Annotated in this window: 15 protein-coding genes; 7 read left to right on the forward strand and 8 right to left on the reverse strand. The window is 52.0% G+C overall.

The features are described 5' to 3' along the window. Positions 1 to 37 precede the first annotated feature (37 nt). The 5 genes from ACP5D4_RS02755 to ACP5D4_RS02775 all read right to left on the reverse strand — a co-directional run bounded on the left by ACP5D4_RS02755 (position 38) and on the right by ACP5D4_RS02775 (position 6163). On the reverse strand, positions 38 to 964 hold the full coding sequence (locus ACP5D4_RS02755) for an Npun_R2821/Npun_R2822 family protein (protein WP_428010091.1): 927 nt from the start codon (positions 962 to 964) through the stop codon (positions 38 to 40). A 362-nt stretch (positions 965 to 1326) separates the two neighbouring features. Further along, a complete protein-coding gene (locus ACP5D4_RS02760; protein WP_428010092.1) occupies positions 1327 to 2322 on the reverse strand; it encodes an Npun_R2821/Npun_R2822 family protein in 996 nt (331 codons plus the stop codon). Between the two features lie 205 nt (positions 2323 to 2527). After that, positions 2528 to 3937, reverse strand: a complete 1410-nt coding sequence (locus ACP5D4_RS02765; RefSeq protein ID WP_428010093.1) for an LCP family protein — start codon at positions 3935 to 3937, stop codon at positions 2528 to 2530. A 140-nt stretch (positions 3938 to 4077) separates the two neighbouring features. Beyond that, the gene (locus tag ACP5D4_RS02770) at positions 4078 to 4419 is read right to left on the reverse strand and encodes a hypothetical protein (protein WP_428010094.1); all 342 of its coding nucleotides are present in this window, start codon (positions 4417 to 4419) and stop codon (positions 4078 to 4080) included. A 103-nt stretch (positions 4420 to 4522) separates the two neighbouring features. Then, on the reverse strand, positions 4523 to 6163 hold the full coding sequence (locus ACP5D4_RS02775; protein WP_428010095.1) for a S8 family serine peptidase: 1641 nt from the start codon (positions 6161 to 6163) through the stop codon (positions 4523 to 4525). A gap of 133 nt (positions 6164 to 6296) precedes the next feature. Here ACP5D4_RS02775 and rpe point away from each other — a divergent pair, with 133 nt between their 5' ends. Further along, positions 6297 to 7004: a ribulose-phosphate 3-epimerase gene (gene rpe / locus ACP5D4_RS02780; RefSeq protein ID WP_428010096.1), complete on the forward strand. Its 708-nt coding sequence runs from the start codon at positions 6297 to 6299 to the stop codon at positions 7002 to 7004. A gap of 77 nt (positions 7005 to 7081) precedes the next feature. Here the strand turns inward: rpe and ACP5D4_RS02785 are convergent, their stop codons facing one another. Next, positions 7082 to 7663 carry a chromophore lyase CpcT/CpeT gene (locus ACP5D4_RS02785; RefSeq protein WP_428010097.1) on the reverse strand — a complete coding sequence of 194 codons (582 nt, stop codon included), beginning with the start codon at positions 7661 to 7663 and terminating at the stop codon, positions 7082 to 7084. Between the two features lie 35 nt (positions 7664 to 7698). Between ACP5D4_RS02785 and ACP5D4_RS02790 the strand changes: the two genes are divergently transcribed. Beyond that, positions 7699 to 8406: a M15 family metallopeptidase gene (locus tag ACP5D4_RS02790; protein WP_428010098.1), complete on the forward strand. Its 708-nt coding sequence runs from the start codon at positions 7699 to 7701 to the stop codon at positions 8404 to 8406. 42 nt (positions 8407 to 8448) lie between these two features. Here ACP5D4_RS02790 and ACP5D4_RS02795 read toward each other — a convergent pair whose 3' ends face one another. Next, entirely contained in the window at positions 8449 to 8733 is a 285-nt protein-coding gene (locus tag ACP5D4_RS02795) for a DUF2470 domain-containing protein (protein ID WP_428010099.1), read from the reverse strand. An 85-nt stretch (positions 8734 to 8818) separates the two neighbouring features. Here ACP5D4_RS02795 and ACP5D4_RS02800 point away from each other — a divergent pair, with 85 nt between their 5' ends. The 5 genes from ACP5D4_RS02800 to ACP5D4_RS02820 all read left to right on the forward strand — a co-directional run bounded on the left by ACP5D4_RS02800 (position 8819) and on the right by ACP5D4_RS02820 (position 13362). After that, complete coding sequence (locus tag ACP5D4_RS02800) at positions 8819 to 9724, forward strand: DMT family transporter (RefSeq protein ID WP_428010100.1); 906 nt, start codon at positions 8819 to 8821, stop codon at positions 9722 to 9724. 123 nt (positions 9725 to 9847) lie between these two features. After that, entirely contained in the window at positions 9848 to 10015 is a 168-nt protein-coding gene (locus ACP5D4_RS02805) for a hypothetical protein (RefSeq protein WP_428010101.1), read from the forward strand. Between the two features lie 731 nt (positions 10016 to 10746). After that, positions 10747 to 11259, forward strand: coding sequence for a hypothetical protein (locus ACP5D4_RS02810; RefSeq protein WP_428010102.1), 513 nt, complete (start codon positions 10747 to 10749; stop codon positions 11257 to 11259). 67 nt (positions 11260 to 11326) lie between these two features. After that, positions 11327 to 12214, forward strand: coding sequence for a hypothetical protein (locus tag ACP5D4_RS02815; protein WP_428010103.1), 888 nt, complete (start codon positions 11327 to 11329; stop codon positions 12212 to 12214). Between the two features lie 689 nt (positions 12215 to 12903). Beyond that, positions 12904 to 13362: a YbjQ family protein gene (locus ACP5D4_RS02820; RefSeq protein WP_428010104.1), complete on the forward strand. Its 459-nt coding sequence runs from the start codon at positions 12904 to 12906 to the stop codon at positions 13360 to 13362. Between the two features lie 227 nt (positions 13363 to 13589). Here ACP5D4_RS02820 and ACP5D4_RS02825 read toward each other — a convergent pair whose 3' ends face one another. Continuing rightward, on the reverse strand, positions 13590 to 14753 hold the full coding sequence (locus ACP5D4_RS02825; RefSeq protein WP_428010105.1) for a cysteine desulfurase family protein: 1164 nt from the start codon (positions 14751 to 14753) through the stop codon (positions 13590 to 13592). Positions 14754 to 14771: the final 18 nt, after the last annotated feature.

Genomic DNA, 14771 nt, shown 5'->3' on the forward strand with positions numbered 1-14771 from the left:
GCGATTGGGTCGGGATTTGGATAACAGTTTAGATACGTTAGGGCTTGAATTTTCTCAGGACTGATTTCACTCTGTCGATCGCCTGTCGCGTCCAACTTTTCGGGGGCGGCGCGATCGCCGGTCGTTCGGGAATCGGTTCCCCGAGATAGCGGTAGTGTTGCCAAATATCCCAGTAAGGACAGCCCGGTTCGATGCGAACGCCCGCCCAGTGCAAATATTGCAAGGGCTGGCCGGTTTTGGGATCGAACAGGCGATCGCCTTTTTGCTGGAAGTGGGGACTTCCCGCCCAGCTGCCCGGTGCGCCGCCAGGACGACGCACCACGTTAAACCGACGGGCAATCCGTTTGAGAACTAGGTAGTTGAAAATAGGTTGGTCGGTGGTTTTTTGAGAGAAGTCGAAGTAATCGGGATGTTGGGCGCATTCGGCAAACGTATCGTACAAATCTTGCACGGAAAACAGATTTTTTTTCGACGCCCACCAGCCGCTATTAAATACATCTTTTAGGTCGTCTGCTGTAAAAATACCCGCCTCTAAAACCTTCGAGGTAAAAACATCTTTAATGCCGTTCGCGTGTTGGTAGTCACAACATAAAAAGTCATATTCATCAAGATATTTTAAATTGTCTATAATTTTTTCAAAGACGACAATATCGACATCGATATAGAGAAATTCGTCGAAAGGACCGAACCAGCACGCCTGTTTTCGTTGTTTGTTGGGATTGCTAAAAAAGTCTTTCCCAAAAATTTCGTGGAGTTGTTGACAGAGGGTTTCGACGAAGTCTAAATCCTCGTAAAGCTGCACGCCGTATTCTTTCGTGACGACATCGGCCACTTTTTGATGGTTGTCGTCAAAGGGAATCATGACGATCGGCGTTTCGGCGTCGCGGAGACGGATACTTTTTAACAGGGCGATCGTCTGTTCGTAAACTTTATCGTTGGCGACGATGTAAATCCCACGAGTCATAGTATTGACCATCTATAGTTACTTTTCGTAGGTTGGGTTGAGTTTACGAAACTCAACAGCAGCCAATTCGATTATTCGTATAATTTTGCTTTTTCTAGCGTCAATTCAAACGACATCAGATTTGGCGTGTATTTTGGAAAATGGTATCACGAGGCATCATAACCAGACAGTCTTGCAAAATATTGTTACAATATAGGATCGGTTGACGACAGGAACCGTTTCAAAGATTTTTGGCTACAAAGATCCGGCAGACACAGAGTTTTTGGAATTCGTGGCTAAAAAGCCGTCGCAACGCAGAATTCCGAACTCAAGTTTATCGTAAAAGTCTCCAAGCATCAGTTTGGCCCCCTAAAACTTTGGCACTAGTGCGTGAGTTTGAGTTTTTTGAGAATGCGTTGAGTTAAGGTGGGTTTTGGATTGTAAGGTTTCGGTTTTCCCGTCAGTTTGGGGCGTTTTTCCGGTTCGTGAAGGTAACGATAGTATAAAAACAGATCGCGGTAGGGAAATTCGACATTTTCTCCCGCACAAACCCGCGAAAACGCTTTAAGCGGAATCCCGATGTAATGAAGGTACGTTAACCGTTGACCTTTATCGTAGAGAACGTTATCTCGATTTTCAAAATGAGGCGATGTGACGCAACATCCCGTTTTTTCGGAATCTGAAAAATGCTGAGAAAAATTGTAAACGGACTTGTGCGATCGCATCATCATATAGTTTACGATCGACTGATCCGGTCCGTTGACGTAGAGAATTTCCGCTTCGTCAGATTTGAGGTGTTCTAACAGTTCTTTCCGAGCCTCTTCATCAAACAATCCCCGTTTCGTTCCGTAGAAACCCGCGCAAAAAATCTCCGATTCGATGCGTTCTTTCGGAAAGACATCGTAAAGTTTTTCCGAGGTCACGTCGTAAACGTGAGACGGGTCTTTATATTGAAAATCGTAGACGACGCAATCGTAAGAATCGAGCTTTTCAAAAATAAAATCGACCGAATTCATCAACAGCGTATCGCCGTCCATGTAAATAAAGCGATCGAACGGCCCGTCAAACCCACAAAACCGTCGATGCATTCCCACGCGGTTGAACCGTTCTCCCGGCTGCAAGTTCCAGCTTTGAAACGCCGTCGGATGCGCTCTCCAAATCTCCTCAGCAAAGGTTTCCCAGCGTCGGATCGACTCAGTATCGTCGTAAAGTTGGACGTTGGGGCGACGGGCGATTTCCGCCGCCACGCGATCGACGTTATCGTCGTAGGGAAAAACGCAGACGGGCATCTGCGGCCCCTGCACGGCTTCAATACTGTTGAGGAGAGCGACCAATTGATCGTAAACGCGATCGTTGGCGAGAGTACAAATTCCATCCATAACGTTCGCTCGTGCAGTGGAGTTTTGCTGTGTCGATCTATCTTGTCGATCGTGGAAAAATCGAATCCCGAGAACTGGTCGGTGACAGAAATTCGGGGGTAGCTGTCAATACTGTCCGTATCATAACCGCTTTTCTCGCAAGCCGCGAGGGGCGATCGATCGCAAGTTTTACCTGACGCGATCGCCTTCCCCCAGACTCGACGATTTACCACAAATCCGACTGAACGTAGGAGTCCTGGCGATCGAGCCAATCGCGGCCCAGTTGAATGGTGATATCCGATTGTAAAACCCCGGTACTTTCGACGCGCACTTCTCCAAAGCCCAGAGAACGGCGCAAATCCACCGCACTATCGCGATCGCCGTTTTGTGCGACGATTCGCGTTTCCCGTAACGGTTCAGTCCACTGACGGTCTTCGTAGACGTTGCGGTATCCCGCCTCCATCAACTTATTAATCAGGGCGTTAACCGCTTCGGGTTGATTCGTACTGTCTTGAATCGCGATGCGAAGATAGTACGGATCGGCCATCCACGCCTGAGCCGGGGCTTGTTCCCGACCGAAATGTTCGGCCACCAGCGCATCGATACGATTGTAATCTGGAATCCAGTAACTCGGATCTTGGGGCGTTGCGGGGCTGTTAAAGTCCCCGGGAAGCATGAGCATTTGAGCGTTTTCGCGGCTCGTTTTACTGGCGAAATTCAGTAACGCCACCAGTTCCTCGATGCTGAGGTTCGTATCGACGTGTTCTTGAATCGCCGAGAGAATGTTGGGAAGACGCACCAGAGTCATGGGATTGACCGCCTGTTCGATAAACGCCCGCATCAAAATCTGCTGGCGTTGGATGCGTCCGATATCTCCCAAGCCGTCGTGACGGAACCGCAGAAATTGCAACACTTCGTTTCCGTTGAGATGTTGTTCGCCCTCCTTGAGGTCGATATAGAGGTGTTGCGTTTGGTCGATATACTTCATATCTTTGGGAACGTAAACATTAACCCCACCGAGGGCGTCAATGAGTTTTTCAATTCCCTGAATGTTGACGCGAACGTAGCGATCGATCCCCACGCCGCCGAGCAAATCACTGACCGATCGCGCACTCAACGCCGGTCCACCGAGGGCGTTAGCTTCGTTGATTTTCGTATCGCCGTACCCTTCAACCCAAGCCAAGGTATCCCGAGGCACCGACAGCAGCGTCAGTTGGTGGCTGTCTGGCTCGAAGCGAACCAACAGCATACTGTCAGAAAGACCGTCGAGGGAGTTGACGAGGGGATCGTGACCAGACCGTTTGAGAGGTCTTCCCAAATCCGAGTTGAGAACCTTCGTTCCTAACACCAGAATATTCACCGGCCGCGTCAACTCCGGCATCTTCATATTCGTCATCGCCAGGTCGTCCTGGCTGAAGATGCCGCGATCTTCAGGGCGCAGTTTCGTCTGCATCAAGGGAGTACTCGAGAGGGAAACGGCCAGCAACGCTCCGGCCGTCGCCGAGAGCATCGCAACTCCCGTAAGTCCCAATCCCAACCACAGCCAGCCAAACCCCGACTTCGAGGATTTTTGGGAAGAGGCAGTGCGATCGGACTGTTGAACGAAAGATTGATGGGAACGGTTCTGTGCTGACACGGAATTCCTCACACACGAAAAGTCTACGAAAACGACGATACTCGCTCGCTACCATATATTAGCGTTATCGATCGCGCCGAGAATCAGCAATTTCCGATCCCAGACTTTTCGTAGATATACGACCGTAGGTTTACGGTCGATTACGGCAGGCGATCGCTCAAGTCGCTAATTCCGGGCAACCACACCGGACGTCCGAGATACAGCCGCACCATCAGTCCGAAGCAGGTCAAGAAATAGGTCGTCGTCCAAACACTACTGATAACGAGCAGCGGTACAGTTCCCACTTCAGTGGTACTGACGGCAGTTCCTAAAGAAACATACCCCAGCAACCAAATTAACGCCAGTGTCACGGACAAACGGCTCACTGCATTTTGATGGCGGCTACCATTTTTCCGATACAGGGTCCACCAGGCGAAAAAGAAGCCAAAAACCGGCGTCGCGTAGAACAATAAGGAACGAAGTTCGGGGTCTCGTGAAGTCATAGTCGGGATGATGGAATGAGGGGGAGATGGAGAAAATACATTATCGGTGCGTGACGCTTTCTCGGTAATAGCTTTCACACCCGATTTTTCCGCGTCACGCACCCTACTGTCCACGGCTCACAGTCCACCAGGCGAGGGCGTAGTCTTGCTCGGCGTCGTTAACTTGGCGGTTGTAGACGACGCGGAGTTTGTAGCGGCCGGTTTCGGGAACGGCGTGGAAGATGTGTTCGACGCTATCGACGGGACTGGTGGAAGACCAGATGCTGTCAGAAATGTCGTCGGAATCGGCAGGCATTAAGTAAAGGTCGAGGTCGTTGAGACCGCGATCGATAAACTCCTCTCCTTCATCGTACAAGCCGTTTCCGTTGGTGTCGTCGAGATCGACTTGACGGCTCCAAGCGAGGGTTGCAGCCACGTAACTGTCGGCTTGTAAGGGTTCCTCGATAACGTAATCGCGATAGTTGTTGGTTTCCACTTGATAGAAATCCCAACCGATGGCGGGAATTGCGTCACTGGGACGCCACTGGCCGGGGCGAAACTGTTGGTATGCTCGGAAGGCGTTGAGATGGCCGGTTCCCATACCTCGATGTAAGGGGACTTCCGGGTCGTTGTGGGCGTCGGAGGTGAGCCAGTTTCCTTCTTGTCGATCGCCGATGGTGCGGGTCATCCCTTGTAACAGCCCGTTTCCGGTATCTTGCACTTTGTCGGCGGAGTTGAGGAGTACCGCTTTCATGACTTGGTGGCGGCGACTGTCGAGGCTCCAGTTGGGGGCGTTTTGGCTCAGTTGGCGATCGCCGTATTCTTGCAGTAACGCCACGGTTCCCACGACGTGGGGGGCGGCGAAACTGGTTCCGGTACTTTCAAATAAGCTACCGTCGGGGCGCAGGAGATCGACGTTACGACCGGGGGCTAACAGGCTGATGAGGCGGCGTCCGTCGATGTTGGTTTCGAGTCCCACTAAGCGGCTGCGAACCCCTTCAAACACGCTGCTGAGGTTGGCAACATCGACGCGATCGAAGACGCCGTTTTCGGCTCGGCTAAAGGCCACGTTCACGCCGTTAAAGTTATCGGTGGGAATGGGAATGCCGCCGTTTCCCTGGTTTCCGGCGATGACATAGAGAACGTCATGTTGGTTGGCAGACCAGTCGATGCAAAGGGTCAAATGGGCGTTTCCGTCGAGAACGGCGTTATCGCGGGGGTCGAGCCAGAGGGGTTCGCCGAAGCTGAAGTTAATCGCCCGCACGTCGTCAGTGTTTTGCAGGGCGACGTGCTGGGTGGTGGCGCATTCTTGGGCTTGGCGGTTCGCCCCCATTTCCGTGGCGGCTCCGGCGGAGTACAGTCGAGCTTCGGGAGAGACGCCCATGGCTTCTTTGTTGTTGCTCACCATTACCCCGGCGACGCTGTGGGCGTGGGCGTCGACGTTGGTTTCGGTTTGGGCGGGGGCGTCTCGCATGAACACCCCCGCTAAGTCGGGGGCGTTTTCGGGATCGGGGGGAACGTCTTTATCGATGCCGAATTGGGCTGGACGCCCGATTTCCACTTGTCCGATGCCGATTTTACGGCCGAGGAGGTTGTAGGGTTCGCCGTGAAGCCGTTGGGCGTCGATGCCTCCTTCTCCGGTGGAGGAGGTGGCGAAGGCTGAGGTGGGGGATAAGGTGTAAGCGATGCCGAGGGTACTGATGAAAGCGGCTCTGAGTTTGGCAAAAATTGGCGATCGATCCAGGGACGGTTTTCTATCCTTCAAGGCTTGACTCCTGTTGAATCCATACAAAAAACGGCCGTTGTTTGCGCACCACTGGCGAATTTTGCCGACATCTTTTGTTACACTTTGGGAAATCATGTATCGATCGTAACAAGTATATCGGGAAGACTGCGACATGGCAGAGACGCAATCTAAGAAACAAACGGTTATCGCTCCTTCAATTTTATCAGCGGATTTCAGCCGTTTGGGGGAAGAAATCAAGGCAGTAGACGAAGCGGGCGCCGACTGGATTCACGTAGACGTAATGGACGGCCGTTTCGTGCCGAACATCACTATCGGCCCGTTAATCGTGCAAGCGATTCGTCCGATGACGGAAAAACCCTTGGACGTTCATTTGATGATCGTCGAGCCGGAAAAATACGTGGAAGATTTTGCGAAAGCGGGGGCGGATATTATTTCGGTTCACGCCGAGCATAATGCTTCGCCGCACTTGCATCGGACGCTCGGACAAATTCGCGAACTCGGGAAACAAGCGGGGGTCGTCCTCAATCCCGGTACGCCGTTAGAATTGATCGAATATGTTTTGGAATTATGCGATCTGATTCTGATTATGAGCGTGAACCCCGGTTTCGGCGGTCAAAGCTTTATTCCGGAAGTGGTTCCCAAGATTCAAAAACTGCGTCAAATGTGCGACGAGCGGGGTCTCGATCCTTGGATTGAGGTCGATGGCGGACTCAAACCGGCCAATACTTGGCAAGTTCTCGAGGCTGGCGCTAACGCCATTGTGGCCGGTTCTGCGGTGTTTAAAGCGCCGAGTTATGCTGAGGCGATCGAAGGGATTCGCCACAGCAAACGTCCGACGCCGGAAATGGCAACGGTGTAGGTCGTTTTTCGGGTATTGTCCCTCGTTCCCAGTCGAAAGACTGGGAACGCTGTTTTTTGGGGTTCTCTTTTTGGGGCTTAAACTGGATAATCCTGCAATTTTTGAAAGTCGTAAGCCCCCATTAACGCGCCCCACAAGCCTCGCCCCGTCTCGGGATCGATGCCGCGATCGAAACTGCGAAACCGCCCTGCACTCGCTTCAAATCCCAACTCGACTTGACGGGTTTTTCCGTCGTACTGGAAACAGCATTTTGCGCCTTCTGGGGGTTCGGCGACAAAGACCCCCGCTCGATCGCTCACCTCTAATACGCAACCGGGCAAATCCTCCAAATCCTCCTGAGTCAAGCTCTCGAGTAACTGAGGATTCGCCCCCGCGCCTTTGAATTTCGTCGGTTCCCGAAACGCCTTATACTCAACACGCAACGGCGAGACCTCCCCAAGTTTCAATACCAACACTCGCTGACGATAGGGCTGTTGGAGTTTCAAGGCGGGGGCTTGTTCGGCGAACAATGCCAAATCTCCGTCGATGGAAATGGGTAGGGGACGATGCCACAGGCGAATGTGGACGAACCAGGCGGGATTTTCCCGAGCTTGCTCGCCGTTGTCGAATTCTCCGGCGAGGAGACGGGCGAGGATGTTGACTTGTATGGGGGTTGACATATTTTATAAAATGTGGTATAGCTTGCGAAATTTTAATGAAACCTTATCAAACGATCGCCATTCGAGAGTGCGGCGAACCCTTGGTATCAGTTCCCGAAGAAGTGTTTTCGCTGGAGTTACCGCATCCTTACGCGAAACTGGGCGCTCCCTACGACGATCGATCTCCGTTTTTCCTGCGTCGGGGAATATTCGATCGACTTCAGGCCGCTCAAAAAGCTCTACAACAACAGCGTCCCGGTTGGCGAATTCGCATTTTCGACGCCTATCGTCCCCTTGCGGTGCAGCAGTTTATGGTGAATTATACGTTTGCCGAAGTAGTTCGATCGAAACAGCTTTCTCCCGAGGCGCTCACCCCCCAACAGCGTCGGGACATCTTAGACGAAGTGTATCGATTCTGGGCGCTTCCGAGTCTCGATCGCGCCACGCCGCCCCCCCACAGTACAGGAGCGGCGGTAGACGTGACTTTGGTAGACGAGTGCGATCGCGAGATCGACATGGGATCGCCCATTGACGAACTCTCCGAACGTTCCTATCCCAACCATTTCGCCGACGCCACCACCGCCGCAGAACGTCAGTTTCACGAAAACCGCCAAATTCTCGCCGAAGCCATGACCTCAGCGGAATTCGCCCAACATCCCAACGAGTGGTGGCATTTCAGCTACGGCGACCAACTCTGGGCGTGGCTGACGCAGCGTTCTACCGCGATTTACGGACGAGGGGATGAGATTGCAGAAATAACGTGAAATCATCTCATCAGCCCCTCATCTCATCAGCCCCTCATCTCATCAACCCTTGGCTCTAGCTTGTTTGAGCATATCGATCAGCGTATGGTGAGCATCTTCAGCATCCTTGAGATCGCGATCGAACCCCACGCGCAGGGACACCGTATCGCCATTAATTCGGACGTTTAAGGTCATCCCTTGGGGGTCGATGGACTCCATCACCGCCGATTCCGCCTCCGGTTTGTCGCCATAAACACGAGCGTAAACCAACACCGCATCGGCGTGGTCGTCGTTCATATGTTTGCAAATGCGATCGCTGACGGTGGGAGTAATTGCTTCGCTGGTCATCGTCATCACTACCAAAAGTCCAATTCACCCTTAAGCTTACCTGTTAAACGCAGGTTGCGCTTTCGACTCACGGACATCAAAACCTATGGAACGAAGTCCTTCCAAACTGCAAGTGTCGATCGTTTTGGCAGTGGGAATCGTTGCCGTTTCCACCGCAGCTATCTGGATTCGCCTAGCCGTCAACGCCGCAGGCGGCGGAGGGGCTGGCTTGAGTCTCGTTTTGGCCGCGTCGCGGTTGCTGTTGTCCTCCTTGCTGTTAGTCCCCACCTGGGCGAAGGTTCGCTGGCAAAACGTTCCCCAGGCCTTGGGGTTCGCCGTCGCCTCGGGAATCTGCATGGCAGCGCACTTCGCCACCTGGACTACTTCTCTGTCTTACACCTCCATCGCCGCTGCCACCACCATCGTCACCAGCAATCCCTTATGGATTGTCATCTTGTCCTGGTGGTGGTTTGGGGAACGGATTTCCCGGCGGACGGCGGTGGGAATCGCCATCGCTCTCTTCGGCGGATTTTTGGTGGGAACGAGCGAGACTGGCGTTACGTCGATTTCTACAAACCCCCTTTTGGGCAATACCCTAGCTTTGTTCGGAGCTTGGACGATTAGTTTGTACTTGCTGTTCGGACGGGAAGCCCAACGTCGAGGGTTGGGGACCACGGGATATATTGCCGTAGCCTACACGGTGGGGGCGCTGATTTTGGTGCCGACGCCGATGGTCTTTGGGGCGAGTTATCTGGGGCATCCCTGGCCGGTGTACGGTGCGATCGTCTTGATGGCGTTGCTACCTCAATTAATCGGTCATACAAGTATTAATTGGACACTTCGTTGGCTGTCACCAACTCTTGTGACTTTGGCGATTTTATTAGAGCCAGTTTGTTCGAGTTTGTTCGGATATTGGGCGTTTGGAGAAGTGCCATCTTTGGGGGTGTTTGTAGGGGCGCTCGTGCTGTTGAGTGGCGTGGGAATCGCCGCTCTGGATTTGTCTCGCCATTAATGCGATCGAGATCGCGATTTGGCGTGATGGCGATCGCAGATTTCTCGGTTTTAGATCCTGACATTCCGGAAAAAAATTGTCATCCTAGTAAATAGGAAGAAGAGTAAGGCAAGGGGCAAACGCATGAACGAGGAATCTCTCACTAAAAAGAAAGTCAAACGAGATGAAAAGGTGAATACCGCTTTGTCAGCAAACGAAATTTACCAACGCGATACGCAAAAATTCTTGCATTCGATGACGAATCTGTTTGCCACGGATTTACTGGTGTCCGTGATGGGAGCGAGCCGCTAACGGCGGTGAAAGTCACGGGTTGATTGAAGTGCGATCGATCGCGAGTTTAATATAATTCACAAACCCTCTCAGGTTAGCCGCAGAGAGGGTTTGTTTTTTAGGGATTTTTACAGTGGTTTTGGATGTTATTTGTAATTTTTGTTCTTCTTATCCCAAGAATCGTAATTTTTCGCCCGATCGATCGCCGACAAGCGAAATAAAGAATTCAAATTATAAAACCCGATCTTACCCCCTATAAAATAACTGGTAATTCCAGGATTTTTGACTCAAAAATTTAAATTGTTTTGGAGATTCAAACGACGGGCTAGAAAATCGGTGATTTTATCGTCGATCGAATTTTTTTGAGCCTCTTTATCGAGAAAGACACCACCCAATTGAGATCGATAAATTTTACAGAAATTCCACAAAATTGCTATAACAACTCTAAGTCAATTGTGGCAATTCACAGACGTAAAAATCAAGATCGAACGAATGTCGGATTGTCTCCAGATCCCCGGCATCTTGGAGATGCCGGGGATCTCGCATAGCCGATCTCCCATAGCCCTTGACCGATCGGAGATTTGGCAACGAATCATTGAGTATTGCTATATCGTCATCAAAAATCCGACTTTCTCGACCGATCGAAATCGCCCGCGATGAGATTAAGACGAACTTAGGAATCTCAGGGTTTTTGCGGAGGCGATGCTACGATCGAACCTTAAGTCAACCGTTCCCGATTACCCCGCAGTGTTATGAGTTTTGCAGCCCTTCGCCAACCCATCGTTGCCTTACTCCTAGCGACGATGCTTGTTGTGGGTGGATGTCGCAACCCCCAAACCCCCACGCCCCCATCAGATACCGCCCAACAGGTTCAACCCGCTGAAGGGGGCGCCGTCGCGCGAGACGCCGTTCCCGGTAGCGCCTTCAACAAATTCTTCCCCGCCGCCGGTGACGGCTACGATCGCGTTTACACCCAAGAAAAAACAGGATTCGCCGAAGCCAAGCTCAAACAAGACGGACAAGATGTCGCGATGCTGGCGATTTCCGATACCCTCAGCACCCCCGCCGCCGCGAAGAAATTCCAAAACAGCCAAGAGACAATCGCCGGATATCCCGCCGTGACTCTGGGAAATACCCAAACGGCGATTCTCGTCGCCGATCGCTTCCAAGTCAAAGTCATCTCGCGCAGCCCCGACTTTACGGAAGTCGATCGCGAAGCCTGGATTCAAAAGTTTGATTTGTCCGGTTTAGCCCAGCTTAAATAGCTGAAAAATCACTGAAAAATCCCGAAGAAATTCCGTCAAAAGCCCATAAAAAGAGTCATTACCCGCCATGAGCAAATCCATTAACCAACGAGTTGACGAACTCCCCACCAATAACATCACCATTTTCTCCCTGCGATCGCTCGATTTCGTCCTTCCGGGCGAATGGGAAAACCTCGTCGGGTGGGATAACAGCATCCGCACCATTACCGGAGAAAGCGACGATAGCTTGATTCAACTGGTGAGCGATCGCGCCCTCGCCCTCTACAACGACAAATCCCAAGGCTATCAAACCGCCCTCTGGCTGTACGATACCATCGACAGCGCCGGAAGCGCCCTGGGAACGGCGGCCATGGCCAACAAAGTCGGCGAAAAAGTCCCCCTGTTGGGCTTTCTCAACAAACTCACTCCCAAAGCGGACAAAGCCCAAACCATCGATTTAACCTTGAAACTCGTCGTCGAAATCGTCGCCTTTTGCAAAATCAACGGAATTCCCGGCGACAGCATCGGCGATTTCGTTAAATCCCTCGGCGACTACAGCGGCGAATCCCTGATGCGGATGGCGGCGTTAGTCTGTTTTGACGGCTTGATTCCCTTGGGTCCCGATTTCGTGGAAGCCGTCGGAGAACGCCTGGGAATGCTCAGCCCCAGCGAACTGGAAGACAATCAGGAATTCAAAAAAATTAAAGATGAAATTCCCGGGAAAAACGCCGAACATAAACTAGGCTTCATGGGCGAAAGCTTCGAGTCCGTTCGCGGTTGGATGAGTGACTTCGTCACGTCTCACGAGTTGACGCCGCAAAAGGTTAGCAATCGTCTACAGAGCTTTATCGAGTTCAGCGACGATCGCCTCGACTATCTAGCTGCGTTTCTCGATATGAGTACGGATTACTACCGTCATACGGGGGTGCAAACCCTCGCCCGTCGTTTAATCGAACGATCCTTGGCGGAGATTTAGCTGCGACGAGGTTTGACCATTTTCATCTGAATTTAGAGGCGTCGGTTTCGGCGTCTCTAAAAAAATTCACGATGGATAGCATTTTCTTTAAACTTGCTACAAAGAGTTCACGAATGGGTTGGTTGCTTAGGTTGGAGGTAGCGCCCACGCCACCTAACAGCAGTAAGCTTTATTCCGTCTCGTTTTCTTTCGTAAAGTCAACTCAGCCTACGAATATCTATAGCAAGGTTATCGAAAATTGGGATGACGCAGAAACCCGGTTTTTAACGCGATTCGGTTATGTCAACCCCAAGCTCAGAACGAAACTCCGGGTTTCTTGACCGACAAGTGCATAACTCCTGTCTATCAATGCCGAGAAACCGGAAATCTAAACAATATGGAAAATCCGCAATAAAGTTTTTCTAAACTCCCTATATTCATCGTAAATAATTCGTGGCAAAATTCCTAATCGGTCTAAGGGCTGTGTGAGATCCCCGGCATCTTGGATATACCGGGGATCTGGCGAGACCGTCCGACCTTCAATCTTAACTTTCACTTCTGTTCGTTGTTACCAATGAATGAGGATTGCTCTCGTTTTTTAAAATTACAATTTTTTTAAAAGTACAAAATTTATGGCAAAAAATTAGGAAGTCTACCAAAAAACTCTTCTAAACTTTCCAGTTTATACTCTCAAAAAAGGATGTATAACCGTGATTTTAACCACTTTAGAAGGCGTGCCGGGGAAAGAAATTATCAAACATTACGGTATCGTGCAAGGCAGTACGGTACGGGCGAAAAACATCGCCCGCGATATGGGAGCCGGATTACAAAATATTGTTGGTGGCGAGTTGAAAGGCTATACCGAACCCCTCCCTAACGCCCGGCATACCATGTTATTTGTTGGAATTGTGGTGATTTCTTCAGATTACTTTAAAACCTTCATGATGTATTTCCGAAACCTTATCGGGGGGCAAGTCGTGGCCTATGAAAGTTTGCTCGATCGCGGTCGTCGCGAAGCGCTACTGCGAGTCAAAGAACAAGCTATACAATGGGGCGCTCGGGAAATTCTCAACGTGCGTTACGAAACCTCTGAAGTTGGAGGAGGTTTCCCCGAAAGAGGCGGCCCGGTGTCGATCGAAGTCATCGCCTACGGCACCGGAATTCGGTGACGGGAGAAGTCGCGAAACGCTGAAAATCTGGAGTTTCAAACCCACCCCCTCACTCAAAACCGCCTTGACGCTATCAACAGTTTGGCGAGCGATCGCAATTGGCGTATGGAAGGAGAATTCATCCCGCCGCCAGAGGGGTTGGGTTGTCCGAATTTTCAGTGCCAGGAATAGGGGAGTTAACCTGATGAGGAGAAATTCTCTTCTCATCTCACCATCGCCTCACCGCCTCATCGCCTTACCGCCTCGGCCATCGAGCGAGACCGTTCCAACACCTGTTTTAACACCATTGCCGTCCAGTCGATATCGGCTTCGGTGGTACTGCGTCCCAGGGTTAGGCGAATTCCCCGTTTGGCGAGGGCTTCGCTGTATCCCATCGCAGACAAGACCGGACTGGGGGCGAGTTTGCCGCTGTGACAGGCAGAACCGGAACTGATGGCGATTCCGGCGAGGTTCAGTTGGCGCACGATCGCTTTCCCCGTGAGGCGTTCGTGGGTGTCCGTCACGCAAAAACTGACGTGATGGGGCAGTCGGTGGGTGCGATCGCCTGTCGGCAGTAACATGGACACCGAAGACAGGCGATCGAAGAGGCGATCGCGTAGTCTCGTCAACCGTTGTGCTTCGGCTTCCAACTCCTGCATCGCCAGTTCCGCCGCTACGCCAAACCCGGCGATGTTGGGAACCGCCTGGGTTCCCGATCGCAATCCCATTTCCTGGCCGCCGCCGCTCAACCAGGGCAGCAGTTCGACGCCAGACCGCCGATACAGCGCCCCGATTCCTTTCGGACCGTAGAGTTTGTGACTCGAGAGGGACAGGAAATCCACCGGAAGCTGTTGCACGTCGATGGGGAGTCGTCCCGCCACCTGTACGGCGTCGGTATGGAACAGCGCCCCGTTCGATCGCGCGATATCTCCGAGAACGCGAATCGGTTGCACCGTCCCCACTTCGCTCTGTCCGTAGATGACCGACACCAGCACTGTATCGGGACGCAACGCCTCTTGCAAATCCCTCGGATTCACCCGTCCGCATCGATCGATCGGTAAATAGGTGACGCGCCATCCCTGTTTTTCTAACCAGCGGGCCGGTTCGGACACCGCCGGATGTTCGACGCTCGAGACGATAAGATGCTGGGGCGTTTCGTACTGACGGGCGATTCCCATCAATACGCCGTTATTGGACTCGGTACCGCCGCTCGTAAAGAGGATTTCGTCCGGTTCGGCGTTGAGTAACCCCGCCACTTGCAATCGCGCGGTTTCCAGGGTCGTCGCGGCCTTCTGACCCCAGTGATGCAAACTGGAGGGATTCCCCCAAGCCTCGGTTAAGGCTTCGGTCATCGCGGCGATGGCTTCCGGGCGCGTGGGGGTCGTCGCGCTGTGATCCAAGTAGATTTGCATGATTCAAGTGATAATTGA

Origin of the sequence: Baaleninema sp., from assembly GCF_049974805.1 — a bacterium.
Classification (GTDB): Bacteria; Cyanobacteriota; Cyanobacteriia; order Cyanobacteriales; family Geitlerinemataceae; genus Baaleninema.

What these genes read in the sequence shown, in the direction of transcription:
- ACP5D4_RS02755 (WP_428010091.1), bottom strand. Translation starts at nt 964, where the DNA reads ATGACTCGTGGGATTTACATCGTCGCCAACGATAAAGTTTACGAACAG.
- ACP5D4_RS02760 (WP_428010092.1), bottom strand. Translation starts at nt 2,322, where the DNA reads ATGGATGGAATTTGTACTCTCGCCAACGATCGCGTTTACGATCAATTG.
- ACP5D4_RS02770 (WP_428010094.1), bottom strand. Translation starts at nt 4,419, where the DNA reads ATGACTTCACGAGACCCCGAACTTCGTTCCTTATTGTTCTACGCGACG.
- rpe (WP_428010096.1), top strand. Translation starts at nt 6,297, where the DNA reads ATGGCAGAGACGCAATCTAAGAAACAAACGGTTATCGCTCCTTCAATT.
- ACP5D4_RS02785 (WP_428010097.1), bottom strand. Translation starts at nt 7,663, where the DNA reads ATGTCAACCCCCATACAAGTCAACATCCTCGCCCGTCTCCTCGCCGGA.
- ACP5D4_RS02790 (WP_428010098.1), top strand. Translation starts at nt 7,699, where the DNA reads ATGAAACCTTATCAAACGATCGCCATTCGAGAGTGCGGCGAACCCTTG.
- ACP5D4_RS02795 (WP_428010099.1), bottom strand. Translation starts at nt 8,733, where the DNA reads ATGACCAGCGAAGCAATTACTCCCACCGTCAGCGATCGCATTTGCAAA.
- ACP5D4_RS02800 (WP_428010100.1), top strand. Translation starts at nt 8,819, where the DNA reads ATGGAACGAAGTCCTTCCAAACTGCAAGTGTCGATCGTTTTGGCAGTG.
- ACP5D4_RS02805 (WP_428010101.1), top strand. Translation starts at nt 9,848, where the DNA reads ATGAACGAGGAATCTCTCACTAAAAAGAAAGTCAAACGAGATGAAAAG.
- ACP5D4_RS02810 (WP_428010102.1), top strand. Translation starts at nt 10,747, where the DNA reads ATGAGTTTTGCAGCCCTTCGCCAACCCATCGTTGCCTTACTCCTAGCG.
- ACP5D4_RS02815 (WP_428010103.1), top strand. Translation starts at nt 11,327, where the DNA reads ATGAGCAAATCCATTAACCAACGAGTTGACGAACTCCCCACCAATAAC.
- ACP5D4_RS02825 (WP_428010105.1), bottom strand. Translation starts at nt 14,753, where the DNA reads ATGCAAATCTACTTGGATCACAGCGCGACGACCCCCACGCGCCCGGAA.